Source organism: Kitasatospora sp. NPDC004240 (assembly GCF_053603215.1).
Genome location: NZ_JBSGFD010000131.1, coordinates 1 through 24998, shown reverse-complemented (window position 1 = coordinate 24998; position 24998 = coordinate 1). Strand labels below are relative to the sequence as shown.

At 77.0% G+C, this 24998-nt stretch carries 13 protein-coding genes and 1 pseudogene; 2 read left to right on the top strand and 12 right to left on the bottom strand.

Annotated elements, in window-relative coordinates:
* The 8 genes and pseudogenes from ACWEQL_RS28995 to ACWEQL_RS28960 form a co-directional block, all read right to left on the bottom strand.
* Positions 1-470 (bottom strand): annotated as a pseudogene (locus tag ACWEQL_RS28995) (hypothetical protein); the annotation flags it as partial.
* Positions 467-4264, bottom strand: coding sequence for a DUF5682 family protein (locus ACWEQL_RS28990; protein ID WP_452153291.1), 3798 nt, complete (start codon positions 4262-4264; stop codon positions 467-469). The pseudogene ACWEQL_RS28995 and the gene ACWEQL_RS28990, both read right to left, overlap by 4 nt.
* Positions 4265-4266: 2 nt before the next feature.
* On the bottom strand, positions 4267-5433 hold the full coding sequence (locus tag ACWEQL_RS28985; RefSeq protein ID WP_452153290.1) for an ATP-binding protein: 1167 nt from the start codon (positions 5431-5433) through the stop codon (positions 4267-4269).
* Positions 5430-10514, bottom strand: coding sequence for a hypothetical protein (locus tag ACWEQL_RS28980; protein WP_452153289.1), 5085 nt, complete (start codon positions 10512-10514; stop codon positions 5430-5432). Before ACWEQL_RS28980 ends, ACWEQL_RS28985 begins: the two co-directional genes overlap by 4 nt.
* Positions 10511-11371, bottom strand: coding sequence for a DUF4132 domain-containing protein (locus ACWEQL_RS28975; protein ID WP_452153288.1), 861 nt, complete (start codon positions 11369-11371; stop codon positions 10511-10513). The genes ACWEQL_RS28980 and ACWEQL_RS28975 overlap by 4 nt, the downstream gene beginning before the upstream one ends.
* Positions 11372-11595: 224 nt before the next feature.
* Positions 11596-12771, bottom strand: a complete 1176-nt coding sequence (locus ACWEQL_RS28970) for a PQQ-dependent sugar dehydrogenase (protein WP_452153287.1) — start codon at positions 12769-12771, stop codon at positions 11596-11598.
* Positions 12772-12921: 150 nt separating this feature from the next.
* On the bottom strand, positions 12922-13713 hold the full coding sequence (locus ACWEQL_RS28965; protein WP_452153286.1) for an ABC transporter ATP-binding protein: 792 nt from the start codon (positions 13711-13713) through the stop codon (positions 12922-12924).
* 58 nt (positions 13714-13771) lie between these two features.
* Positions 13772-14809 (bottom strand): ABC transporter substrate-binding protein, encoded by a 1038-nt coding sequence (locus tag ACWEQL_RS28960; protein ID WP_452153285.1) that lies wholly within the window; start codon positions 14807-14809, stop codon positions 13772-13774.
* Positions 14810-14937: 128 nt separating this feature from the next.
* Here ACWEQL_RS28960 and fhuB point away from each other — a divergent pair, with 128 nt between their 5' ends.
* Complete coding sequence (gene fhuB / locus ACWEQL_RS28955) at positions 14938-17133, top strand: Fe(3+)-hydroxamate ABC transporter permease FhuB (RefSeq protein ID WP_452153284.1); 2196 nt, start codon at positions 14938-14940, stop codon at positions 17131-17133.
* A gap of 65 nt (positions 17134-17198) precedes the next feature.
* Entirely contained in the window at positions 17199-18377 is a 1179-nt protein-coding gene (fes, locus tag ACWEQL_RS28950; protein ID WP_452153283.1) for an enterochelin esterase, read from the top strand.
* A 120-nt stretch (positions 18378-18497) separates the two neighbouring features.
* Here fes and ACWEQL_RS28945 read toward each other — a convergent pair whose 3' ends face one another.
* From ACWEQL_RS28945 to ACWEQL_RS28930, 4 genes are all read right to left on the bottom strand, one after another.
* Positions 18498-18848, bottom strand: a complete 351-nt coding sequence (locus ACWEQL_RS28945; RefSeq protein WP_452153282.1) for a chaplin — start codon at positions 18846-18848, stop codon at positions 18498-18500.
* A 166-nt stretch (positions 18849-19014) separates the two neighbouring features.
* Entirely contained in the window at positions 19015-20421 is a 1407-nt protein-coding gene (locus ACWEQL_RS28940; protein ID WP_452153281.1) for a DHA2 family efflux MFS transporter permease subunit, read from the bottom strand.
* Positions 20406-20603: an MbtH family protein gene (locus tag ACWEQL_RS28935; RefSeq protein ID WP_452153280.1), complete on the bottom strand. Its 198-nt coding sequence runs from the start codon at positions 20601-20603 to the stop codon at positions 20406-20408. Before ACWEQL_RS28935 ends, ACWEQL_RS28940 begins: the two co-directional genes overlap by 16 nt.
* A partial coding sequence (locus ACWEQL_RS28930; protein ID WP_452153279.1) for an amino acid adenylation domain-containing protein occupies positions 20596-24998 on the bottom strand: 4403 nt, incomplete at its 5' end. The genes ACWEQL_RS28930 and ACWEQL_RS28935, both read right to left, overlap by 8 nt.

Below are 24998 nucleotides of genomic sequence, written 5' to 3'. Positions count from 1 at the left end.
GGGGCCCCGGGTGCGGGGGCCTCCGGCCGGGCGCCGGGCTCCGTGGCCGACGCGGCGCCCGGTCCGGCGGACGGCTCCGGACCCGGCGCGAGGTCCGGCTCCGAACCCGACGCGAGGACCGCCGTGGTGTCCGACGCGGGCTCCGGCTCCGGATCCGACGCGGGGTCCGCCAGGCGGCAGACCGTGACGGCGGCCGCCCGGTGGACGCAGGCGGGGGCGAGCAGGCAGCCGCAACGGACGTCCGCCGCGCTGCCCACCACGCCCGCCGGGGCGTGCAGGACCAGCGAGGACTCCTCGTCCACCTCGATCCGCCAGTCGTCGCCGTCCCGGCTCACCGGGCGGGCGGCGAGCTTGGCGGCCGCCGCGTCCAGCCGCTTCTGCAGCCGGGCGGACAGCCCGGACACCACCTCGGCGACCACCTCGGGCCGCACCGCGGGCAGGCCCGGGCCATTGCTCTGATCGGTTGTCATCGGACCTTCTCCCCCACCCAGCGGGCCAGTTCGAGCGGGCTGAGCGCCGCCACCGGCATGCCGGCCGCGACCAGTTGGCCCGCGACCGCCTTCGAGTACCTGGCCGTTCCGGTGTCGTCCAGCGCGGCGCAGCCGAGCAGGTGGCAGCCGGCGTCCACCAGGGCCCGGGTCTGCCGGAGCAGCCCGCCGACCGGGCCGCCCTCCTCGAAGTCGCTGATCACCGCGACCAGCGTGCGGGACGGCACGGTGACCAGCTCCCGCGCGTACCGGAGCCCGGAGGCGATGTCGGTGCCACCGCCGACGCGGACCTCCAGCAGCAGGCCGAGCGGGTCCTCGACGCGCTCGGTCAGGTCGACGATCTCGGTGGAGAAGGCGACGAAGTGGGTGCTCAGCGAGGGCACCCCGGCGAGGATCGAGGCCGTCAGCGCCGCCCAGATCGTGGACGCCTCCATCGAGCCGGAGACGTCCACGACCAGGATCAGCCGCCAGTCGGAGGCCTGCCGGGCCCTGGTCCGGAAGACCGGGCGCTCGGGGACGATCAGCGTGCCGCCGTCGTCCGCGGGGCGGGCGGTGGCGAGGTTGGCCCGGATGGTCCGGTCCAGGTCGAGACCGCCGCCCGGCCGGCGGGTCGGCCTCGGCACCCGGATCCCGGTCAGCGCCGGGCGCAGCCTGGTGGCCAGCTCCCGGGTGAGTTCCTCCACCAGACGGCGCACCAGCGGACGCAGGGCGGCGACGCGGGCCTCCGGCAGTCCGCCGGCGTGCTCCAGCACGGTGCGCAGCAGGTCGACGGAGGGGCGGACGGCGTCCGGTTCGAGGGCCTCCAGCGCGTCGGTGCGGCCGTGCTCGACGGCGGCGGCCAGCACCTCCTCGCGGATGCCGGGCCCGAACAGCACCGCCAGCTCCTCCGACCACTCGCGCACCCCCGGGTACGGCGCCTCCCGGCCGCCCCCGCTGCCGGGCGTGCCCGGCTGAGGGCCGGAACCTTCGCCGCGCCCGCTGCCGTACAGCTCGTCCAGCGCCACCGCGAGCCGTCCGGCCCGCCCGGCGAGGCCGGCGTCCCTGGTCCGTCCGAGCAGCAGCCGCCAGCGCTCCACGGGCGGCAGGGCCCGGGTGGCGGTGTCGGGCGCGCCCTGGAACGTGCCCACGGACGTGCCGACGGACGTGCCCACGGGCGGCGCGGCCGGCGGCACGGCGGACGACGGCAGGGCGGACGACGGCAGGGCGGGCAGGGCGACGGGCGACGGCAGCAGGCCGCGGTGGGACAGGGAGGCGCGGGCGGTGAGGTCCGCGCGGGTCCAGGCCGCGAGGAGGGCGGGGGCGAGGGCGTCGGGCAGCGCCTCGACCCGGGTGCCGAGGCGCTCCTCGACCAGGGTGAGCAGCCGGCCACGGGCGGCCGGGCTGAGGGCGTCGAAGCCGCCGCGCAGCGCGGGCAGCCGGTCCAGGAAGGCGGCGTCGGGCAGGGCGGTGACCCGCTCCAGCAGTGGCTCCAGCACCTCCGGCGCCGCGCCGAGCAGGCCCTCGGCCGCCGTGAGCAGTCCGACCAGCGAGCGCCCGAGGGCGTGCCTCGATCCGCGGTCGGTGGCGCCGTCGAGCCAGGAGGCCGCCCGGTCGCCGAAGGCCGTCGCCGGGTGGTGCCCGAGCAGCACCCGGACGGCCCCGGCGGCGCCCCGGATCAGCGGGCTGCCCTCGTCGGCCAGCCCGGTGAGGGTGTGCGCGAGCCGCAGACCGCCGGAGACGTCGGCCCGGCGGGCGAGCTCGACCAGCGCGCAGGCGTCCGCCGGGTCGTCGGAGCCGCCCAGCCCCTCCAGCTGCCGCACGGCGGCGACGGTCAGCAGGTCGCGCGCCGCCGCGAGGGCCTCGGTACGGGCGGTGGCGGCCGGCGCCACCGGCCCGGTGGGATCGGCGGCCGTGGCGAGGCCGGGGATGTGGCCGGAGGCGAGCCGGTCGAGCAGGGCGAGGCCGTCGAGCAGCTCGGGCAGGGTCGCGGCCCCGGGCAGCACGGTGGTGAGCTGGCCCAGGCGGGTGTCGGCCAGGGCGGGCAGGCCGCAGGAGGCGGCGTCCGCGAGGCCCTGGAGGACCTGGCGGGCGGTGGGGCCGTCCGCCTGGAGCTCGCGGCGCAGCTGTTCGCGCAGCACGCCCTCCGCGGCCTGGGCCGGGGTGACGCCCCGGGTACCGGCCACGGTGAGCATCGCGGCCACCGTCGGGGTCCACCGGACGCGCCAGCGGGTGCCCACCGTCTCGGTGCCACCGGCACCGGTCGAGGCGATCGGCTCGCCGTACGGGACGCCACAGGTGGCGAGCCGGTGCAGCAGCAGGTCGCGGCGGCGGTCGAGGCGCGAGCGCAGCGGGTCGAGCCGCAGCTCCCGGGCGTCCGGGTCGGCGGGTCCGGGCAGGCCGAGCTCGTCGAGGAGGGCCTCGACGGCGGGGGCGAGCCCGGTGCGCGGGGCCGCGGGGGTGGGGCGGCCGGTGCGGATGCCGACCAGGACCTGTTCCAGGGCGCGGGCGACCGCCCGGCCGCGGCCGAGCGGCTCGCCCTGGGCCAGGACGGTCTGGACGGCCTCGACCAGCTCGCCACGGCCGGGGGCGGCCAGCCCGCGGAGCCGGGCGAGGTCGCCGGCGAGCCGGACGATCTCGCGGGCGTCGGCGGGGCCGGCCGGGTGGTCCTGGCCGCGCAGGGCCTCGCAGATCCGTACGGCGGTGCGGATGAGCGCCTCCGCCAGGCGGTCCGGGTCGCCCGCGGCGTCGAGCACGGTGTGCTGCCACTCGGGGTCCCGGATGCCGGCGGGGTAGCCGGACCGGGCGTCGAGCAGCGGGTAGCTGTAGGGGACCAGCGAGACGACGTGCCCGTCCGGGGAGCCGGGGCCCACCGCAGCGGCGTCGTCCTCCACCGCGAGGCCGTCCGTTTCGGTGAGGGCGTCGAGCAGCGCCGGGGCGTGGAAGGCGCCGATCACGGCGGCCACCCGGCGACCGCCGGCCGCGGCGGCCCGGATGCGGGCGCGCATCCAGGCCTCCCGCCGCAGGTCGTACGGGTCGACGCCGGAGGCGGTACCGGTGCCGCCCGCCTCGGCGTCGTGGCGCAGCGCCCAGCCGACCAGCAGCGCCGCCCGGCGGACGGCCTCCGGGGTCGAGCCGGGGGCGGCGGTCTCCACCAGCCGGTCCCAGAGGTCCTCGTCGGCGTCCCGCCCGGTGAGGCGGTGGCGTAGCGCGTCGGCGACGCCGGGCGCCGGGGCGGCGTCCGGGTGGGCCGGATCGCCCGGGCCGGCCGGGGTGTCGGCGGGTGCCGCCCCGGCGTGCCGGGGGCCGGCCCGGTGGCCGAGCGGCAGGTCGCAGGCGACCACCTCGACGCCGTGCCGGGCGGCCCAGCGCAGGGCCGCCAGCTCCGGCGAGAAGTCCGCGAACGGGTAGAAGGCGAGCCCGGCGCCGCCGGCGTCGCCCGGGGCGTCCCCGTCCGTCCCGTCGGCCCGCTCCTCGGCCGCGCGGGGCGCGGCGGCGAGGGCGACCGGGGCCTGGGTGGCCCCGTCCGCGAGCAGGCCCAGCCAGGGCTGGAACTCGCCGGGGAGTTCGACGAGCAGGACGTCCGGCCGGGCCGCGTCCAGCAGGGCGGGCACCACGGCCGCGACCGACGGCGCGTGGTGGCGCACGCCGATCAGGTACGGGCCGGGGTGCTCGACCCCGGAGGCGGCCAGCCGGGCGGCCCGGGACTCGACGTCCGCCCGTTCGGGTCCGGCGGACCCGGCCGGCCCGCCGGACCGGGATGATCCGGCGGGCCGTTCGAGGTGGTCGACTGCGCGCACGGTCAGCCCTCCAGGACCGGGCGGAGGTCCCACAGGGTGCGCCAGGTGGCGGCACCCTGCTCGGCACGGCGGCGGACCGGCCCGTCCCAGTAGCCGAGCAGCCGGGCCGCGTCGGCCGGGTCGTCCTTGCGGACCACGCCGATGAGCTGGCCGGGGAGCCGGGCCAGGAGCTCGCCGCTGTCCGGGAGGTAGGCGGCGCCGACCCCGAGGGCGGTGGCGACCGAGACGGCCTCGGCGGTGCTCATGACCGTGGAGGGGCGCTCGACGTCCCAGCCCTCGGTGGAGCGGCCGGTGCGCAGGTCGCGGAAGGCCGTGACCAGGGCCTCCAGGACGGCGTCGTCGACCGCGTACGGGGCCCCGGCCCGGGCCACCGCGGCGGTGGACTGCCGGCGGACCAGCTCCACCTCGGCGGCAAGGCTGCCGATCGGGCCGACCGTCTCGAAGTTGAACCGCCGCTTGAGGGCCGCGGACATCTCGCTGACGCCCTTGTCCCGCAGGTTGGCGGTGGCGATCAGGGTGAAGCCGGCCGCGGCGTGCAGCTGGGCGTCCGGGGTACCGGCCAGCTCGGGCACCGCGATGCGGCGCTCGGAGAGCAGCGAGACCAGGGCGTCCTGCACCTCGGGCAGGCAGCGGGTGACCTCCTCCACCCGGGCGACCGCCCCGGTGGCCATCGCGGTGAGCACCGGGGAGGGCACCAGGGCGTCCCGGCTGGGGCCCTTGGCGAGCAGCAGGGCGTAGTTCCACCCGTACTTGAGCTGCTCCTCGGTGGTGCCGGCGGTGCCCTGGACGGTGAGCGCGCTGGTGCCGCAGACGGCGGCGGCGAGCAGCTCGGAGAGCATCGACTTGGCGGTGCCGGGCTCGCCGACGAGCAGCAGGCCGCGCTCGCCGGCGAGGGTGACGACGCAGCGCTCGACCAGCGCGCGCTCGCCGACGAACTTGGGCTCGATCACCAGGCTCCGCCGCCCGGCCTTGAGCTTCTCGCCGTCGCTGCCCATCACGAAGGTGACCACGGCGCGCGGGGTGAGCCGCCAGCCGGGCGGACGGGGGCCGGAGTCGTGGGCGGCCAGGAACTCCAGTTCGGCGGCGTACCGCTCCTCCGGCGGGACGCTCTGGCGCACGGGCGCCCCGGCCTCGGGGGCGGTGCTCGTGGTGGTGGTCGTGGTGCTCATCGGCGGGTGGCCTTCCTGCGCTTGCTGGTACGGAGTTCCTCGTAGCCGGGTGCGTCGCCCTCGGTGACGCGCTGCCAGGCCCGGGTGAACAGCTCGGGCACGGGCAGGTGGGGCAGCACGGCGATCCGGTCGGGCAGCGGGTACAGCCCGGCCTTCCAGGTCTCGGCCGGCAGCCCGGGGGCCTTGGCCTCCTGCCAGCCGCCGGGCAGGAAGAGACCGCGGCCGGCGCGGGCCCGCTTGGCCTCCAGGACCAGGCCGGAGGCGGCGAGTTCGGCGCGGGCCCGCTTGAGGCGGGCGGGCTTCCAGCCGGTCCACCGGGCGACGTTGCGGTCGGTGGGGTCGGGCAGGGCGAGCAGCTGGAGGTAGAGGACTGCGGCGTCCTCGCCGAGCTCACGGGTCTTGGCGACCTCGGTGACCAGGTCGGGCACGCTGAGCCGCGGGTCGTGCGGCCAGCCCTCGGCCGGCTCCTCCCGCCGCGCCGGGTCCTCGGGAGCCGCGGCGCCCTCCGGGCCGGCCAGGCGGTCGAGTTCACCGCTGAGCACCGCCTGGAGGGCGGGCATCTCATGGGTGAACCAGTAGCCCCTGGCGAGCCCTTCGAGCAGCCCCAGCACCGGGTCGTCGGCGCCGGTCAGCCCGGCGGGGCGCAGGAAGACCGTCTCACCGTAGCGGCCGGGGCCGAGGAGCAGCGCGGGCCCGCAGCGGACCAGGCCGTCGGCCTCGGCCCCGCCCTCCTCGGGCAGCCCGAAGTGGGCGCGCAGCAGCGGCGCCAGCGCGGTGTTGCCGGTCGCGGCCCAGTACAGGTCGTAGTCCAGCAGCAGCTCCGGGTCGGCGAGGCGGCGGCGGAGCGCGGCGACCGCCCCGGGCAGGGCCGCGCGCAGCGGGCTGCCGTACGGGAGGCGGTAGGCGAGCCAGCGCAGCGCCCGGAGGGTCTCGGCGAGGTTGCCGTTGCTCGGCAGGGCGGCGGGGTCCTCGGCGTGCAGCTGCCTCTCGGTGGAGCCGTCGACGGTGCGCAGCCGCTGCACGGTGGTGCGGCTGAGCCAGGGGGTGCGGGCGTGGTTGAGCACGGCCTCGATGGCCTGGATGCTCGCGCCGTTGACGGTGGCCTGCTCCTCCGCGGGCAGGGTGAGCACCCGGCCGATCCGCTCGCACCAGACCGCGGCGGCGGCGGTGACGTCGGGGCCCTCGCTCCAGAGCAGTGCGGGTTCGGCGGGCAGCATGGCGGCCCACACGGCGGCGAGGCCGGCGCGGGGGACGCCGCGCAGCCAGCCGCGGGCGGCGTTGGCCTCGGCGTTCTTGAGGCCGAACTCCTTGAGCCGCTCGGCGTCGAGGGCGTTGCCGTACCAGTTGTTGAGGTTGACCGGCAGGGCGAGCAGCAGGATGGCCCGGGTGGCGCCGATGCCGGTGAGCTCGCCGAAGGTCTCGGCGGTGGCGGGCTCGACCTGCCGGGGCCCGTGCTCGGCGAGCAGCTCGGTGAAGCGGACCGTCCAGGCGGTGGGGTGGCGCTCCTCGGTGGAGCGCTCGCGGTCCAGGCCGAAGTGGGCGACCGGGCCGAAGGCGCCGCTCGGGTCGTGGTCGGCGGCCAGCCAGTGGACCTTGCCGTCCTCCTCCCGCAGCCGACCGACGATGACGACGGTGCGCCCGCCGGCCCGCCAGACCTCGCCCTTGCGGTCGGTGTGCCGGGCGGTGGCGGCCTTGTCGTGCGGCTCGGTGAGGACGGCCTCGCGCAGGGTGGCGCCGCGGTCGGCGAGCGGACCGGCGGTCAGCTCGCCGAGCAGCAGGGCGAGGGTCGCCCGGGCCTCCGGCGGGGTGAGCGGTGCGGCGGCGGCGAAGGCGAGCAGGTCGGTGCGGCCGAGCAGCCGCAGCCAGCCGTGGTGGCCACCGCCCCGGACGGCGACCTTCCGCACGGCGGCCCAGTCGTCGCCAGCGGGCGGCGGATCGGCGAGGACGGCGGTGACGGCGCGCAGGTTGTTGACCACGCGCCAGTGATCGCCCGAGTCCCAGCCGTTGCCGAAGCCGTCGAGGTCGGGCAGCACCGGCTCGACGGCCTGGCGGATCTCGTGGTCACGGCCGTGCTCCGGCTCGTACGCGGCGGCGGCGTCACCGGCCCGGCGCTCGGCCTCGGGCTGCGGGACGAAGTGGGCGGCCTCGCGGAGCAGGTTCGCGGCGGTGCGGGCGACCCCGGCGACGCCGGCGAGCAGCAGCGGGTGGCCGAGCTCGGGCAGGACCTCGCCGACGGCCGTGACCGGGACGGGGTGGGCCTGGTTGCCGCTGGGGAGCTTGCGGCGCACGCCCTGGACGGTGATCCAGCGCGGCTCCGGCGCCGCGGGCTCCTCGGCCGGGACCACCCCGCCGGGGGCGGCCTCGGCCGGCTCCGCGTCGACCGGCCAGGCGGCGTCGACCAGCCGGGCGGACTGCTCGTCGGTGAGCCCGCGCAGCAGCAGGGAGCCCTGCTCGCTGCGCGGGCGCAGCGCGTGCCAGTACAGCAGCGGCGGCACCAGCGCGGTGCCGGCCGCGGCCAGCTCGCCGGGGCGGCAGGGGGTGAGTTCGAGGGTCCGCTCGGCGGTGCCGTCGCCGGCCGGTGCGGGCAGGCCGAGGGTCACGCCGCCGCGGTTCTCCTGGGCGACCAGCGGGCCCGGGTCACCGGGCAGGGCCAGCCGGGCGACCAGGTGGCGGTCGGGGTAGTTGCCGGTGGCGGGGAGCACCAGGGTGTGCCCGTCGACGGTGGTGGTGGTGAGGCGGCCGTCCTTGGCGCGGACCCAGTGGCCGAGCACGGTGCCGTCGGTGCCGAGCGGGCTCTCCTCCAGGCCGGGCTGGACGGGCAGCAGGCGGGAGCGCTGGACGTCCAGCGTGCCGGCGCCCGGGGCGGCGCTGGCGGCGATCCGCGGGGGCGTGCCGGCGTCGCCGTGCTCGCCGGTCGCGGGGTCGTACTCGGTCAGCGCGAGGCCGCGTCCGTCGTAGCGGACCACCCAGTGGCCGGTGCCGTCGCTGAAGACCTGGTACTCCGCGGGCATCCGGGTGTCACCGGCGTGCAGCGGGCGCTCGCCGGTGGTCCGGCCGCCGCCGGGCAGCGGGAGGGACGGCTCGTTGGGCTCGTCGCCGCCGCCCCAGTAGCGGGCGATCTCGGAGCCCTCCAGCTCGAAGGTCTCGGTCGGCCGGTTCGACCAGTACGCCCGCTGCTTGCCCTCCTCGTACCAGGCGACGAGCAGTTCGCCGTCGCTGTAGCGCATGCGCGGGAAGCGGTGCTCGTCCTTGGGGTGGCGCAGGGTGTGCTCCAGCAGGATCCCCCGCGGGCCGACGACCACGGCCCGGTCCTCGCGGGCGAGGACGAGGTTGGGCCAGGCGTCCTGGATGATCAGGCCGGCCGGCTTGGGGCGGCGGCCGGGGGCGTCGGCGGGCTCGGCGCCGAGGCGGATCAGCGCCTCCTCCAGGGCGGGCCAGCCGAGCTCGTCCAGGATGCCGCCGCGCAGGGTGCGGGCGAGCAGCGCGGACACGTCGAGGGAGGCGATCCGCTCGCCGGCGGCGGGGTTCTCCGCGACGATGGCGGCGCGCAGCGGGCGCAGCGCCTGGAGCAGCTCGGCGGCGCCGGCCAGGCCGGGGGCGGCGAGGAGCTCGTCGGCGCGCTCGTCGGCCCATTCGACGAACAGTTCGCGCAGCGCGGGCCGGGCGGCCAGCGGGCCGGCGGCCTCCAGGGCCGTCCAGGAGCCGGGGACGGCGACGCGCAGGGCGGGCCGGAACCGCGGGTCGGCGGCGACGGCGGCCAGCGCCGGGCTGCCGGGGCCGGCCTGGGCGGCCCACTGGCCGAGCCGGAAGTGGTGGCGGTCGGCCGGGTCGGCGACCGGGACGCCCTCGGTGAGCAGCAGGTCCAGCAGGTCGAGCTGGGTGTTGGAGGCCCGCACGTCGCGGAAGAGGTCGACCGGGACGCCGTCGGCGCGCAGCCGCTCGGCCATCCGCCCGGCGAGCGCGAGGGTGGCGGCGTGCACGGGGTGGTCGCGCCAGCCGCGGCCGATGTGGTTGGTCCAGCGCTGGAGCCAGGCGGCGGCGGGCTCGGCGCCCTCGGCGCGAGGGCCGGTGAGCGCCGCCTCGGCGCCGCTGTCGGCGAGGACGGCGAGCCAGGCGGTGTCGTGGCCGGTGTCGTCGGAGCCGCCGGGGACGGGCAGCAGCTCCAGCAGGCGGGCGCGGACGGACTCGTCACGGCGGGCCAGCTCGACGATCGCGCCGTGCCAGGTCTTCCAGAACGCGGCGGGCGCGCGGTTGACGGCCGGTGAGGCGAGCAGCTCGGCGAGCAGCGCCCGCTCGTGCTCGTCGCGGTCCAGCCCGGCGGCCCGGAGCAGGGCGCGGGTGTCCTCGGCGACCCCGGCGTACGGGGCCATGCCGGCCGCCGAACGCTCGGTGCACAGCTGGCGGAAGCGCTGCCAGGCGGTGACCGGGTCGAGCCGGACGCTGAGCTCCTTGACGTACTGGCGCAGGGCCTTGACGGTGAGCGCGCCGGCGAGGGCGAACTCCAGGAAGACCGCGCGCAGCCGCTCCTCGTCGACGGCCAGGCTGTGGGTGCGCTCGGCCTCGCGGGCCTTGCCGAAGTAGGCGGCGGCGTAGGTCTGGTTGCCCTGTTCGAGGAAGATCCGGCCGACCTCCTCGCAGAAGGTGGGCAGGAAGTGCGGCACGGCCCGGCCGAGGCGGGCGGCGAGCTCGTCGAAGGCCTCCTTGGCGGCGCCCGGCTTGGCCTTGGCCTGGCGGGCGAGCCGCTCCATCTCCTTGACCAGGGCGAGCGCGTGGTGGCCGTTGGCCGGGTCGTGGACCAACGCCCAGGCGGGGAAGCCCAGGGCCTCCTGGCGGACCTGGCCGACCTCGGCGGGCTCGCCGTCGGGGGTGAGGCCGAGGAAGTCGACCGCGAGGTCCTCGGCGGGCCCGAGGGCGCGCGGGACCAGCCGGACGACGCGGCGCTCGCCGAGCACCGGGTGCCGGTAGGCGCGGGCGGTCAGCACGTCGGCGGCGCTGTCGGGGCGGCCGGCGTCGGCCAGCGCGCCCGGGGCGAGGACCGCCCCCGCCTCCAGCAGGCGCTCGTTCAGTTCGGTGGTGCTCATGCGGTTTCCTCCCCTTCGATCGTGCGGCCGGCGTGCAGGCCGGCGGCCATCCGCATCCCCTCGGACCACGCGACGGGCCCGACCTCCCCGAGCCGCAGCACCTTGCCGTCCGGGCCCGTCCAGCTGAGCGCGCCGGTCTCGCACTCGTCGTACTCGTAGTAGTCGCCCAGCCAGACCCGGGCCTCCAGGGAGCGGCCGTCCTCGACCACGGGCAGGACGGCGTGGCCGCCGCGCACGCGGTACCCCAGGCGGGCGCTGCGGCCCAGCAGTTCGCGCAGCTCGCGGTAGCGGCCGCCGGCGTACTCGCCGACCTCGGTGGCCTGCGGGTCGGTGCCCTCCGGGCGGTGCCAGACCTCCCGGTAGAGCTGCTGGACCTGCTGGGAGACACCCAGCTCGACGGCGAACTCGCGCAGCTCGTCGAGGTCCTCCAGGAGGACGGGGTGGGGTATCCGGATCTCCTCGGCGGTGAGCCGGACGGTGTCCCCGTCGAGGTCGACCAGGCCGAGACCGCGGTCGGCGTCGGCATCGCGCAGGAAGCCGGCCACCTCGCCGTCCGGTCCGGTGACCACGAGGTCGCGCAGCACGGCGCGCCAGTCCTCGTCCGCCCAGACCGCGGTGAGCACGGCGGCCGGCACCGGCAGCGAGCGGACCATCCAGCGCTCGGCGTCCTCCAGGCAGCTCCGGCGGTGCGCGGCGAGCCAGCCGGTGAGCTGCCTCAGCCCGGCCACCACCGGATCGTCGTTGAGCTTCGGCGGGACGCTCTTCAGCGGGCGGCCCGCCGCGTTGCGGCACACCACCTTCCCGTCCTCGTCGAGTGCGACTTGGTAGCCGCCCGAACCCGTTTCCACCCACGCCACGGCCGCTCTCCTCCCGGTCCTGATCTGCGAACGGGAGGAACGTAACGGGACACACTGACAACGCCCCCGGCGGGGGCACCCCGAACGGCCCGCGAAGCCGTCAAACCATTCGAACGGGTGAACGATGCAGCTCAGCGGCGGCGCCGGGTTGACGCAGCGCCACCGTCCGTCGCCCCGTCAGCCCCGATCCGGGAACCGGATCGCTCCGGACACCGACGGCCCGTTCAGGACACCGCCAGCCGCAGGATCCGGTCGTCGCCCGGTCGCGGGTCGCCCCGGCCGTCGGTGTTGTTGGTGACCACCAGCAGACTGCCGTCGCGGTCCGCCACGACGGTGCGCAGCCGCCCGTACTCATCGGTGAGGTACGCCTGCGGCGGGGCCGCGAGGTTCTCCCCGGCGAGCGGGACGCGCCACAGGCGGGTGCCGCGCAGCGCGGCCGTCCAGATCGCGCCGCGCGCCCAGGCGATCCCGCTCGGCGAGGCGTCCGCGACCTTCCAGACGGTGACCGGGTCGACGTACCCGGGCCGGTCGCCGACGCCCTCGACGACGGGCCAGCCGTAGTTGCCGCCGGCCCGGATCAGGTTGAGCTCGTCCCAGGTGTTCTGGCCGAACTCGGAGGCCCAGAGCCGCCCCTGGTCGTCCCAGGCGAGGCCCTGGACGTTGCGGTGGCCCAGGGTGAACACCGGGGAGCCCGGGAACGGATTGCCGGGGGCCGGGGCGCCGTCCGGGGTGATCCGCAGGATCTTGCCGGCGAGCGAGCCCTGGTCCTGGGCGGCGTCGCCCCGGCTCGCGTCGCCGGTGCCGGCGTAGAGGAGGCCGTCCGGGCCGAAGGCGATCCGCCCGCCGTTGTGCCGCGGCCCCTTGGGAATGCCCGTCAGGACCGGCCGGACGTCGGAGATCTGTTCGCCGGGCGGCCGCGCCGGGTCGTAGGTCAGGCGGACGATCCGGTTGTCGTCCCGGGTGGTGAGGTAGGCGTACACCCGGTGGTCGGTGGCGTACCCCGGGGAGAGGGCCAGGCCCAGCAGCCCGCCCTCGCCGCCGGACGCCACGTCGGGGACGGCGCCCAGGTCCGTCTTGGCACCGCCGGCGGCCGCGACCCGGGTGATCCGCCCGGTGTCCCGCGAGGAGACCAGCAGGTCGCCCTCGGGCAGCACGGCCAGGCCCCACGGGGAGTCCAGGCCGTCGGTGACGGTGCCCCTGACGGTCACCGTCGCCGGCCCGGCCGCGGCGCCGCCGGCCGGGGACGACGGGGAACCCGCCGGGGTGGTGGTGGGCGGCACGGACACCGAGGGGGCCGAGGACGCGGACCCGGGCGGGGCGGCGGCGGAGGAGCAGCCCAGCACGGTGGCCGGTGCCAGCAGCAGGGCCGACAGGGCGGTGGCGACGGAGCGACGGTGCACCGGTGTTCCTCCCGGGGGCGCGACGGACCAGCACCCCCAGCACACCACACCCGGGCGTCCGCCTCACCCCCGCGCACGGCCCGGACCGCGGGATCGGACGGCGCGCCACCCGTCCGGGCCCGGAGTACCGAACACCCGGGCACCCGGTGGTCAGGCCGGCCGCGGCACCGCCGTCCGCGGCACGATCACCGGCGCCCCGTCGCCCGGCGCGTCCAGCACGTCGCTGTCGATGTCGTACAGCGCCCGCACCAGGGCCGCGTCCACCACCTCGCGCGGCGGCCCGCAGGCGACCACCGCGCCGTCCCGCAGCGCGACCAGCAGGTCGGCGTACCGGGCGGCGGCGGCCAGGTCGTGCAGCACCATGACCACGGTGCGCCCGCCCGCGGCGACCCGCCGGACGAGTTCCAGCACCTCGACCGCGTGCCCGAGGTCGAGGGCACTGGTGGGCTCGTCCAGCAGGACGACGGGCGTGTCCTGCGCCAGCACCATGGCCAGCCAGCAGCGTTGGCGCTGGCCGCCGGAGAGGCGGTCCAGCCGGCGGTCGGCGAGCTCGGCCACGCCGGTGGCGCGCAGTGCCTCCGCGGTGAGCCGCTCGTCGTCCGCCGACCACTGCCGGAACAGCCCCTGGTGCGGGTGGCGGCCGTAGCGGACCAGGCCCGCCACGGTGACCGCCTCGGGGGCCTGCGGGCTCTGCGGCAGCAGCGCCACCCGGTGCGCGGCCCGCCGGGGCCGCAGCTTCCAGACGTCCTCGCCGCCGACCAGCACGCGTCCGGCGTCCGGCCGGTGGAGGCGGGCGATCGAGCGCAGCAGGGTGGACTTGCCGCAGCCGTTCGGTCCGACGATCGCGACCACCCGCCCGGCGGGCACGTCGAGGTCGATCCCGTTCAGCACCGGACGGCCGGCGGCGTAGCCGGCCGCGAGCCCCTGGACGGCCAACTCCATGGCTGATCCCTTCGGTCGGGCCCGTCCGCCCGCGGCGGGCGGGCCCCTCGGGCCGGACTCAGGAGGCGGAGAGCGCCTTGGTCAGGTCGTTGACGACCACGTCGGCGGCGAGCGGGCCGCCGCGCGTCGACCAGACCGAACCGTCCACGGTGACGGTGTGGTTGTTCTTCACCGCGGCGAGGTCCTGGTACGCGGGCTTGGACTGGACCTCCTTGAGGGCGGCCCTGCCGTCCTCGGTGAGGGTGGAGAGGAACAGCCAGTCGCCGTCGATCTCGTTGATCTTCTCCAGGCTGAGCGCCGGGGTGTGCGCGTTGCCGTCCTTGTCCTGGCTCTTCGGCCGGGTCAGGCCCATGTCGAGGGCGACGCCACCGGCGAACTGCCTCTTCTCCATCCAGCTGGGGCCGGTGGGGTTCCAGCGGACGATGGAGACCGCGGCGCCCTTGTTCCTCCCCAGCTCCGCGCCGCTCCTGGCCGCCTTGGCGTCGTACTCGGCGATCACCTTGTTGGCCTGGTCCAGCTTGTTGACGGCGTTTCCGATGCCGCGGAAGGACAGCTTCCAGTCGTCGGTGGGGGCCATCGTGACCAGGGTGGCCGGGGTGATCTCGCGCAGCTGCTTGAGCACCTGCTCGTCCTGCATGTCGCCGGCCAGGATGAGGTCCGGCTTGGCGGCGATCACCTTGTCCATCACGGGCTGCAGCAGGTTGCCGACCACCGGGATGCCCTGGACCCTCTCCTTGAGGTAGGCCGGGGGCTCGTTGAGGCCCTGGCCGTTGGTGATGCCGACCGGCTTGACGCCGAGGGCGAGCACCGCGTCCAGGTCCTCCTGGGTGAGGGTGACGATCCGCTTGGGCTCGGCCGGGATCTCGACCGCCTTGCCGGTGGCGTCCTTGACGGTGCGCTTGCCGCCGGCGGCGCCGCTGCCCGTGGCGCCGCCGGCGGAGTCGGCGGAGGCGCTCCCCGACGCCCGGCCGGAGGCCTGGTCGGAGGAGCCCGAGGAGCCGCAGCCGGTGAGCAGGAGCGCGGCGGCCCCGGCGGCGGCCAGCACCCGGGCCGCTCGTCGGCGGGAGGGGTGGAGCGGGCTCTTGGCGGTCGACATGGGTGCCTCCGGGCAGCGGTTTCAAGCGAGTTGACGTGGGGACGGCCGAGGCCGGGTGATGCGGGCGCGGCCCGGTGACCACGCGGAGGGGTCACCGCGACCAGCGGTAATTAGGTTAGCCTTACCTTATGACATTGTCGCAAGTGGGTACCGCCGAGCCCTCCCCCGCGGGCCCCGACACCCCCGCGCCGGACGCCCCCGCGCCGGACGGGCCCGCCGCACCGCCCCGGCGCACCGGGGCGCTCGCCGTCGCCGCCGTCCTGACCGGCCTGGTCACGCTCACCGCGCTCTCGCTCTCGGTCGGCGGCGCCACCGACGTCGGCCCGGCCCAGGTGCTGGACTACCTGCTCGACCGCGCCGGCGCCCGTAGCGACAGTCACCTCGCGCTGGTCCTCGGCGACCTGCGTATGCCGCGCACCCTCACCGCCCTGCTGGTCGGCGCGGCCCTCGGCGTCGCCGGCGCCCAACTCCAGTCCGTCACCCGCAATCCGCTCGCCGAGACCGGCCTGCTCGGGGTCAACGCGGGCGCCTCGCTGGGCGTCGTCCTCGGCATCGCGGTGCTCGGCACCCAGACCTCGTACGGCTACCTGGCCGCCGCCTTCGCCGGGGCGGTCCTCGCCAGCGGGCTGGTGCTGCTCATCGCCGGGAGCCGGGGCGGGAGTTCACCGATGCGGCTGATCCTCGGCGGCTCCGCCGTCGGCGCCACCTTCGGCGGTCTCACCGGCGTCCTGATCGTCAACTCCCCCGAGGCGTACGACCGCTACCGGGTCTGGGTGCTCGGCTCGCTGGCCGGGGTGGAGGGCTGGACGACGCTCGGCCGACTCGCCCCCGTCCTCGGCGCGGGCTTCCTGGTCGCACTGCTCACCACCCGGCCGCTGGCCGCGCTCGCCCTCGGCGACGACCTCGCCCGCGGCCTCGGCCACCGGCCGGGCGCCGTCCGCGCCGCGGTCGCCCTCGCGGTCACCCTGCTGACCGCCTCCGCCGTCGCGATGGCCGGGCCGATCTCCTTCCTCGGCCTGCTCGCCGGGTTCCTGGCCCGCTCGCTCGCCGGCCCCCGGGTCGGCCGGCTCACCCTGTTCGCCGGGCTGATCGGCGCGGCCGTGCTGACCGGCGCCGACGTGATCGCCCGGGTGGTGGCCCGCCCCTTCGAGGCGCCCGTCTCGGTGATCGTCGCCCTGGTCGGCGCCCCCGCCCTGATCGCCATCGTGCGCTCGCGCCGGATGGCGGCGCTCGGGATGACCGGGACCGTCCCCGAGGGGTCCGCCCCGGTGCGCGGCGAGAACACCGCCAAGGCCCCGCCCGAACTGCTGCTGCGCCGCGGCGCGTTCTCGCTGCTGCTGCCCCGGCGCCCGCTGCTCACCGCGCTGGCGCTGTCCGCCGTCCTGCTGGCGGCCGTCACCGTGTCGGCGCACGCCGGGCAGAGCGAACTCGACCTCGGCCGCACCTTCCGGGCGGTCTTCGGGTACGGGGACCGGCTGGACGTGCTGCTGGTGCAGCGGTTCCGGCTCGGCCGGATCGTCGCCGGGATCGCCGCCGGCGCCGCCCTCGGACTGGCCGGCTGCCTCACCCAGACCCTCGCCCGCAACCGCCTCGCCACCCCCGAACTCCTCGGCGTCAACGACGGCGCCACCGCCGCCGTGCTGATCTCCGTCACCGTCAGCGCCTCCGGCACCTTCGGCGCCTGGTGGGCCGGACCGCTCGGCGCGCTCGCCGCCGTCCTGGTGGTCACCCTGGTCTCCGGCGGCCTCGGCGCCCGCGGCTACCGGGTCCTGGTCGTCGGCCTCGCCATGTCGGCGCTCGCCTCGGCCGTCATCCAGGTCGCGATGGCCCGCCGCTCGCTCAACTCGGCCGGCTCGCTGTTCGTCTGGACCTCCGGCAGCCTCAACGGCCGTGACACCGAGGTGGCCGGGCCGGTGCTGCTCGGGCTCGCCGTGCTCGTCCCGTCGGCGCTGGTCGTGGCGCGCCGGCTCGCCGTACTGCGCTTCGACGACGGCGTGGCCTCCTCGCTCGGCGTCGACCCCGGCCGGGTCCGGCTGCTGTGCCTGCTACTGGCCGTCGCGCTGGCCGGGCTGGCGGTCGGGGTCTGCGGGCCGGTCGGCTTCGTCGCCCTCGCCGCGCCCGTGATCGCCGGCCGGCTGGCCGGGCCCGCGCGGGTGCCGGTGCTCTCCTCGGCGCTGGTCGGGGCCACCCTGATCGTCCTCGCCGACACGCTGGGCCGGGTGGTGATCGGCGGTGTGGAGATCCCGGTCGGCATCGTCACCACCGTCCTCGGCGGGCCCTTCCTGCTCTGGGTGCTGTTGAGCCGCCGCGGCGACCCGGCCTGAGCCCCGGCCGGCCCGAGCCCACTTGCACCCGTACCCGCCTGTTACCGACCGATTGGGAGTCACCGATGGAGAGCGCACGCCTGCGCCGACTGGCCGCCGCCCCCGGCGAGTTCTGGGAGCGCGTCGCCGAGGAGGGCACCCCCCTGGTCGAACCCGACCCGGCCGACCCGGCGTACCGCCTGGTCACCTTCCTCCACCGGGACGCCGTGGCCGACCACGTCCTCGCCCTGGTGCACACCGTCACCGACAAGGACCGGCACGCCGGCGACCTGACGCCGCACCTGATGGCCCGGCTGCCCGGACTGCCCGACGCCTGGCACCTCACCCACCGGCTGCGCGCCGACCACCGCGCCTCCTACCAGCTGTACCCGGCCCGCGGCGCCGTCCCCGGCACCGCCCGCGCCGACTGGCTGCGCGTCCTGGACAGCGCCGTCCCCGACCCGTACGCCCGCGGCCCCCGGCTGCCCGCCCGCGACGGGCGGCAGCCGTCCTCGGTGCTCAGCCTGGACGCGGCCCCCGCCCAGCCCTGGGCGGCCCACCGCCCGGACGTCCCCCGCGGGCACCTGGTCCGGGCGCGGGCGGCCGGCCGCCGGGTCGACGTCCACCTCCCGCCCGGCCACCGCGCGGACGGCGGCCCGTACCCCGTGGTCGTGCTGCTGGACGGCGAGATGTGGGGCGGGGTGCTGGACGTCGGCGCCACCCTCGACAACCTGACCGCCGACCGCGCCGTCCCGCCCACCGTCGCCCTGCTCGTCCACACCATGGGCCCCGGCCGCCCCGACGACCTCGGCTGCAACCCGGACTTCGTGGACCTCCTCGCCGACCGGCTGCTCCCCTGGGCCGCCGCGACGTACGGCGCCACCACCGACCGGGCCGCCACGGTGATCGCCGGCCAGAGCGCCGGCGGACTGACCGCGGCCTTCGCCGCCCTGCACCGGCCCGACCGCTTCGGCAACGCCCTCAGCCAGTCCGGCTCGTTCTGGTGGCCGGACGGCGAGGAGGCCGAGTGGCTGACCCGCGAGTTCGCCCGCCGCGCCCGCGTCCCGGCCCGGTTCTTCCAGGAGGTCGGGCTCCAGGAGTGGATGCTGCTGCCGCAGAACCGCCGGCTGCGCGACGTCCTCACCGCCCGCGGCTACGACCTGACCTACCGCGAGTTCAACGGCGGCCACGACTACGCCTGTTGGCGCGGCGGCCTGGCCGACGGCCTCGCCCACCTGCTGCGCCCGACCGTCCGGGGGCACTGACCGGCCACCGGCGCCGACCGGCGGCGGGCAGCCGTGCGACCCCCGCCACGGAGGGGGCGGGGGTCGCGGTCGGAGGGTCCGAACGTTCCGAACGGTCGGAGTGGATCGGGCGGGGAGGGGTCAGCCCAGCAGGCTGACGCTGTTGCCGCAGATGTTGAACTGCGCGTTGATCGGGATCTGGATCTGGTTCCCGGACAGCACGCCGGGCGATCCGGCCACCACGCCCTCGGCGGTGGCGCTGCCCTGGTTGATGCAGACGGTGCCGGCCGCGCCGTCCAGGGCCAGGGCGTCGGCGATGGCGGCGGCGACCGCGTCCTCGATCGCGTCCTCCTGCTGGAGCGGGGCGGTGAGGGACACCGGCGTGGCGACGGCCTGGGCGTCCCCGTCGGCCGCGAGGGCGGGGGCGGCGGAGACCAGGACGAGGGCGGCACCGAGGGCCGCGGAGGCCACGAACTTCTTGGTGGTGTTCATGTCCCGATCGATCCCCCGGCAGCCCGTCCTCCCAGACCTCCTACCGATTGGTATCCATCGAACGCCTCATCGAACTACCACCGACGCAGCAGCGGATGCCCGTTCGATTTGCCCCGATCGCCGGGGTGCGGGAAAGGACGGGCCCTTCCCGCACCCCACCGGGAGCTCAGTCCGGCGGCGGCCCGGGCACCTCGCGCGGCAGGCGCGGGGCCACGGCCGCGCCCAGGGCGATCAGCGCGGCGGTCAGCAGCAGGGCCAGCCGGTACGGGCCCGCGTCGGCGCCGTGGGCGTCCGGCCCGCCGATGAGGGCGGCCGTGGCGGCGATGCCGAGGGCGCCGCCGAGGGTGCGGACGATGGTGAACAGGCCCATCGCCTGGCCCATCCGCGGCGGCGCGACGTCGGCGAACCCGGCGATCTGCACGGTGAGCACCGCGGTGCCCAGCACCAGGCCGATGCCGAACATCAACGCCCGTACCGCCCACGGGTTCTCGCCGACGCCGGGCAGCGCGAGCGCCGCCACCACCAGGGCGGCGAGCAGCAGGGCGGGCACCGCCAGCCGGCGCGGGCCGAGCCTCGGCAGCAGCCGGTCCACCACCTGGGAGGCCGCCATCAGCCCGACGGCCTCGGGGAACACGCTCAGCCCGGCGTCCAGCGCGGAGGCCCCCAGCGCGGCCTGGGCCAGCAGCGGGAACGCGAACAGCGCGCCCATCAGTCCGGCCGCGGTGAGCAGCGCCAGCACCGAGGCGGCGCCGTACGTCCGGTCGGCGAGCAGCCGCAGCTCCACCAGCGGCGCGGGGACGCGTAGTTGGTGCCGTACGGCGAGGGCCAGCAGGGCCGCGCCGAGCAGTCCGCCGCCGGCGACGGCCGGGGAGGTCCAGCCGTGCGCCGGGCCGAAGCCGAGCGCGTAGGTGAGCAGGCCCAGGCCGGGGGTGGCGAGCAGGAAGCCGGTGCGGTCGAAGGCGCCCGCCGCGGCGCCGGACTCCTCCCGCAGGGCGACGGCGCCGAGCAGCACGGCCGCCGTCCCGATCGGCAGGTTCACCAGGAACAGCCAGTGCCAGGAGAGGTGTTCGGTGAGGAAGCCGCCGAGCGGCGGCCCGAGGGCGGGCATCAGCGCGGTCGGCACGATCAGCACCTTGCCGAGGCCCGCCCGCTCGTGCGGGGCGAAGGCGCGGAACAGCAGGGTCATCCCGACCGGGGTGAGCAGTCCGCCGGCCACGCCCTGGACGGCCCGGGCGGTCGCGAGCGACCCGAGCCCGGGAGCGGCCGCGCACAGCGCCGAGGCGAGGGTGAAGACGGCCAGCGAGCCGAGGAAGACCCGCTTGACGCCGAAGCGGTCACCGAGCCAGCCGGCCACCGGCAGGCCCACGGCGAGGCCGACCAGGAAGGCCACCTCGACCGCGTTGGCGGCGGAGACCGGACGGCCGAAGTCCTCGGCGATGGTGAACAGCGCCGGGTTGACGATGGTCGAGTCCAGGCCGTTCATGCACATCGCGGCCGTGTAGGCGAGGACCACCGCGACCCGCCCGGCGAACAGCGGGCGGGCCGCCGGGGCGCCGGCTACCGGACCGGGCACAGGTCGGTCCAGTTCTCGGTGATCCAGTCCAGCGCGCGCTGCCGGGCGCAGGGCCCGTGGGCGACCGTCCAGCCGTCCGGGACGGCGGCGAAGGCGGGCCACAGGGAGTGCTGTCCCAGGTCGTTGACGAGGGCGAGGAACTCCCCGTCGCCGTCGAAGGGGTTGGCGGGGGCGTCACTCATGGGGCGGCTTCTCCAGGTGTTCGGCGACCACGCGCGCGATGTGCGCGACGGGGGCGGGCAGGGTCATGTCCTTGTGCGAGCAGGCGACATCGGTGGTGTCGATCCGGCCGGAGACGTACGGGGTCCAGAGGTCCGGCACCAGGGTCTCGTCGATGGTGTCGACGGTGGCGCGGAAGAACAGCACGTCGCCGTGGAAGACCCGGTGGTCGTGACCGCGGACCAGGTGGTTGGTGTGGAGGTAGATCCGGTTGAGCGCCTCGACGGTGGCGTCGGACAGGCCCGCCAGCGGGCTGCCCTCACGGCGCAGCAGGGCGGTGACCCGGTCGAGTTCGAGGGGTTCGCCGGCCAGGTCGTCCGGGCCGTAACCGCCCATGGTGAGCAGCGCCTCCAGCGCCTCGGCCTGGTCCGGGACGGGCAGGTCGCGGAACCCCTCGGCCGGGTAGGCGTCGAGGATCGCAAGCAGTTCGACCCGTTCGCCGAGCTCCTGGAGCCGGACGGCGACGGCGTGCGCGATGATGCCGCCGGTGGACCAGCCGAGCAGCCGGTACGGCCCGGCGGGCTGGACCTCGCGCAGCCGGTCGGCGTAGTGCGCGGCGAGCTCCTCCAGGGTGGCCGGGAGCGGGAGCGCGGCGGTGGCGGCGCCGACCCCCTGCGCCTGCAGACCGTAGATCGGGACCTCGGGCGGCAGGTGGCGGATCAGCCCGGTGTAGCACCAGCCGAGGCCGCCGGCCGGGTGGACGGCGAACAGCGGGGCGGCCCGGCCGGGGGCGGTGGGCCGCAGCGGGAGCAGCACGTCGAGGGCGTCCGCGCCGGGGGCGCCGTCCGCTCCGCCGGCCCCGAGGGCGGCGGCGAGCGCGGCCACGGTGGGGGCCTGGAACAGCGTGCCGATGCCGACCTCCAGGCCGAGCACGGCGCGGATCCGCCCGGCGAGGCGGACGACCAGCAGGGAGTGGCCGCCGAGGGCGAAGAAGTCGTCCTCGACGCCGACCGCGGGCACGCCCAGCACCTCGGCGAACAGCTCGCACAGCTGCTGCTCGCGCGGGTCGCGCGGTGGGCGTCCGGCGCCGGCGGCGGGCGCGTCGGGGGCGGGCAGGGCGCGGCGGTCGAGCTTGCCGTTGGCGGTCAGCGGCAGCCGTTCCAGCAGCACCACGGCGGACGGGACCATGTGGGCGGGCAGTCCGCGGGCGGCGTGCTCGCGCAGGGCGCCGGCCTCCAGCTCCGCGGCCGGGACCTGGGCCTGGGCCGGCACGGCGTAGCCGACCAGCCGCCGGTCCCCCGGGACGTCCTCGCGGACGATCACGGCGGCGTCGGCGACGGCGGGGTGGGCGGCCAGCACGGCCTCGATCTCACCGAGCTCGATCCGGAAGCCGCGGATCTTCACCTGCTGGTCGGCCCGGCCGAAGTACTCCAAAGCTCCATCACTGCGGCGCCGGGCGAGGTCGCCGGAGCGGTACATCCGGGTGCCGCGCTCGCCGAACAGCCCGGCGTACGGGTCGGCGACGAAGCGTTCGGCGCTGAGCGCGGGGCGGCCGAGGTAGCCGCGGGCGAGGCCGGCGCCGGCCACGTACATCTCGCCGGTGACGCCGGGCGGGACGGGCCGCAGGTGCGGGTCGAGGAGGTAGACCCGCAGGTCGGGGATGTTGACGCCGATGGTGCTGCCGGTGCCGGCGGCGGCGCTGGCCCGGTCCAGGGCGACGTGGGAGACGTGCACGGTGGTCTCGGTGATGCCGTACATGTTGACCAGGACCGGGGCGTCGTCGGCGTGCCGGGCGTACCAGTCGTCGAGGCGGCCGAGTTCCAGCGCCTCCCCGCCGAACACCACGTAGCGCAGGGCGAGTTCGCTGCCGGGGTGCTCCCGGTCGGCGGCGCTGAGCTGGTAGAAGGCGGACGGGGTCTGGTTGAGCACGGTGACGCGTTCGCGGGCGAGCAGCTCCAGGAAGGCCGCCGGGTCGCGGCTGACCAGGTGCGGGACGACGACCAGCCGGCCGCCGTGCAGCAGGGCGCCCCACAGCTCCCAGACCGAGAAGTCGAAGGCGTAGGAGTGGAACAGCGTCCAGACGTCCCGCTCGTCGAAGCCGAACCAGTGGTCGGTGGCGGAGAACAGCCGGACCACGTTGTGGTGGGTGACCGGCACGCCCTTGGGACGGCCGGTGGAGCCGGAGGTGTAGATGACGTACGCGGTGTCGTCGGCGCGCAGCGGCCGGGTGCGTTCGTCCTGGGTGAGCGGGACGGGCGGATGGGCGTGCGCCCCGTCGCCGTCGACCAGGATCCGCGGCACCCGGTGCTCGGGCAGGAGGGCCCCGGTGGCGGTGTCGGTGAGCAGCGCGGCGGGCGCGGCGTCGCCGAGCATGTACGCCAGCCGGTCGGCCGGGTAGTCCGGGTCGAGCGGCAGGTAGGCGGCGCCGGACTTGATGACGGCGAGCAGGGCGACGACCAGGTCGGCGGAGCGCGGCAGGGCGAGCGCGACGATGGTGCCGGGGCCGATGCCGCGGGCGGCCAGCAGCCGGGCCAGCCGGTCTGCGCGGGCGGCGAGTTCGGCGTACGTGAGCGAGGTGTCGCCGTGCCGCACGGCGGTGCGGGCGGGGTGGGCCGCGGCGGCGGCCTCGAAGAGCTCGGGCAGGGTGGCGCCGGGCGCGGAGGTGACCGGGGCGCCGTTCCACTCGACCAGGGCGCGGTGCTCCTCCTGCGCGGAGAGCAGCGGGAGCAGCCCGATCGGGGTGTCGGGCGCCGCGGCGGCGGCGGTGAGCAGCCGGGCGAGGCGGTCGGCGAGCGCCGCGGCGGTGCCGTGGTCGAAGAGGTCGGTGCGGTACTCCAGGAAGCCGGCGATGCCGCCCTCGCGCAGTTCGCCGGCGTTGAGGGTGAGGTCGAACTTGGCGGTGCCGGAGGGCACGGCGGCGATCCGGGCGCGGACGCCGCCGCCGAGGTCGAACTCCTCGTCGGGCAGGCTCTGCCAGGCCAGCATGACCTGGAACAGCGGGTGCCGGGCGAGCGAGCGCGGCGGGTTGAGCTCCTCGACCAGCCGGTCGAAGGGCAGGTCGGCGTGCTCGTACGCGGCGAGGACGGTGCCGCGGACCCGGCCGAGCAGGTCGCGGAAGCCGGGGTCGCCCGAAGTGTCGGTGCGCAGGACCACCGCGTTGACGAAGTAGCCGACCAGGTCGGCGGCGCCCTCGCCGTCGCGGCCGGCGACGGGGGTGCCGATGGGCAGGTCGGTGCCGCAGCCGTGCCGGGTGAGCAGGGCGGCGAGGCCGGCCTGGACGACCATGAACACGCTGGTGCCGGTGGTGCGGGCGAGCGCGGCGAGGGCCGTGTGGGTGTCGGCGTCGAGGGCGAACGGGACGGTGGCGCCCCGGTGGCCGGCGACGGCCGGGCGGGGCCGGTCGGTGGGCAGTTCCAGCTGGTCGGGCAGGCCGGCCAGGGTCTTGCGCCAGTGGTCGAGCCGGCGGGCGGCCAGCGCGGTGGGCTCGCCGGCGGGGCCGAGCAGCCGGCGCTGCCAGTCCACGTGATCGGCGAACTGCACGGGCAGCGGGGGCAGTTCGGGGGTACGGCCGGCCGCGTGGGCGGTGTAGAGGGCGGCCAGGTCGCGGGCCAGCGGGGTGGTGGAGGCGCCGTCGCCGGCGATGTGGTGGAGCAGGAGCAGCAGGGTGTGCCGCTCGCCGCCGTGATCGCCGAACAGGGTGGCCCGCAGCGGGGCCTCGGCCGCCAGGTCGAAGGCGTACCGGACCTCCTCGGCGAGGGTGCCGGGCGCGCCGTCGTGCAGGGTGACCGGGCCGGCGGGCAGGATCCGCTGGTACGGCTCGCCGTCCGCCGACTCGGGGTACACGGTGCGCAGGGTCTCGTGCCGGGCGGCCAGGTCGCCGACGGCGCGGGCGAGGGCGTCGCGGTCCAGCGGGCCGGTGAGGCTCAGCACCAGCGGGATGTTGTAGGTGGGGCCGGGCCCTTCGAGGCGGTGCAGGAACCAGAGACCGCGCTGGGCCGGGGAGAGCGGCGGACGCCCGGCCCGCGGGACGGGCAACAGGGCGGGCCGGGGCTCGGGGGCGGTGCGCTCGCGCAGCAGGCGGTCGAGGGCGGCGGGGGTCGGGTGGTGGAAGACGTCCGCGAAGCCGACGGCGGCGCCGAGGGTGTCGCGCAGCCGGGCGGCGAGGCGCCCGGCGAGCAGGGAGTGGCCGCCGAGGTCGAAGAAGGAGGTGTCGCGGCCGGGCGCCGACGGCAACCCGAGGACGTCGGCGAACAGCCCGCGGATGATCTCCTCGCGCGGACCGGCGGGGGCCTCGCCGGCGGCCGGGGCCGGCTCGGCCGGGTCGGCGGGCTCGGGCAGGGCGCGCTGGTCGAGCTTGCCGTTGGCGGTCAGCGGCAGCGCGTCCAGGAGCAGCACGGCGGCGGGCACCAGGTGCGCGG

Coding starts and splice junctions, on each gene's coding strand:
- ACWEQL_RS28985 (WP_452153290.1), bottom strand. CDS start 5,433: ATGAGCACCACGACCACCACCACGAGCACCGCCCCCGAGGCCGGGGCG.
- ACWEQL_RS28980 (WP_452153289.1), bottom strand. CDS start 10,514: ATGAGCACCACCGAACTGAACGAGCGCCTGCTGGAGGCGGGGGCGGTC.
- ACWEQL_RS28965 (WP_452153286.1), bottom strand. CDS start 13,713: ATGGAGTTGGCCGTCCAGGGGCTCGCGGCCGGCTACGCCGCCGGCCGT.
- ACWEQL_RS28960 (WP_452153285.1), bottom strand. CDS start 14,809: ATGTCGACCGCCAAGAGCCCGCTCCACCCCTCCCGCCGACGAGCGGCC.
- fhuB (WP_452153284.1), top strand. CDS start 14,938: ATGACATTGTCGCAAGTGGGTACCGCCGAGCCCTCCCCCGCGGGCCCC.
- fes (WP_452153283.1), top strand. CDS start 17,199: ATGGAGAGCGCACGCCTGCGCCGACTGGCCGCCGCCCCCGGCGAGTTC.
- ACWEQL_RS28945 (WP_452153282.1), bottom strand. CDS start 18,848: ATGAACACCACCAAGAAGTTCGTGGCCTCCGCGGCCCTCGGTGCCGCC.
- ACWEQL_RS28935 (WP_452153280.1), bottom strand. CDS start 20,603: ATGAGTGACGCCCCCGCCAACCCCTTCGACGGCGACGGGGAGTTCCTC.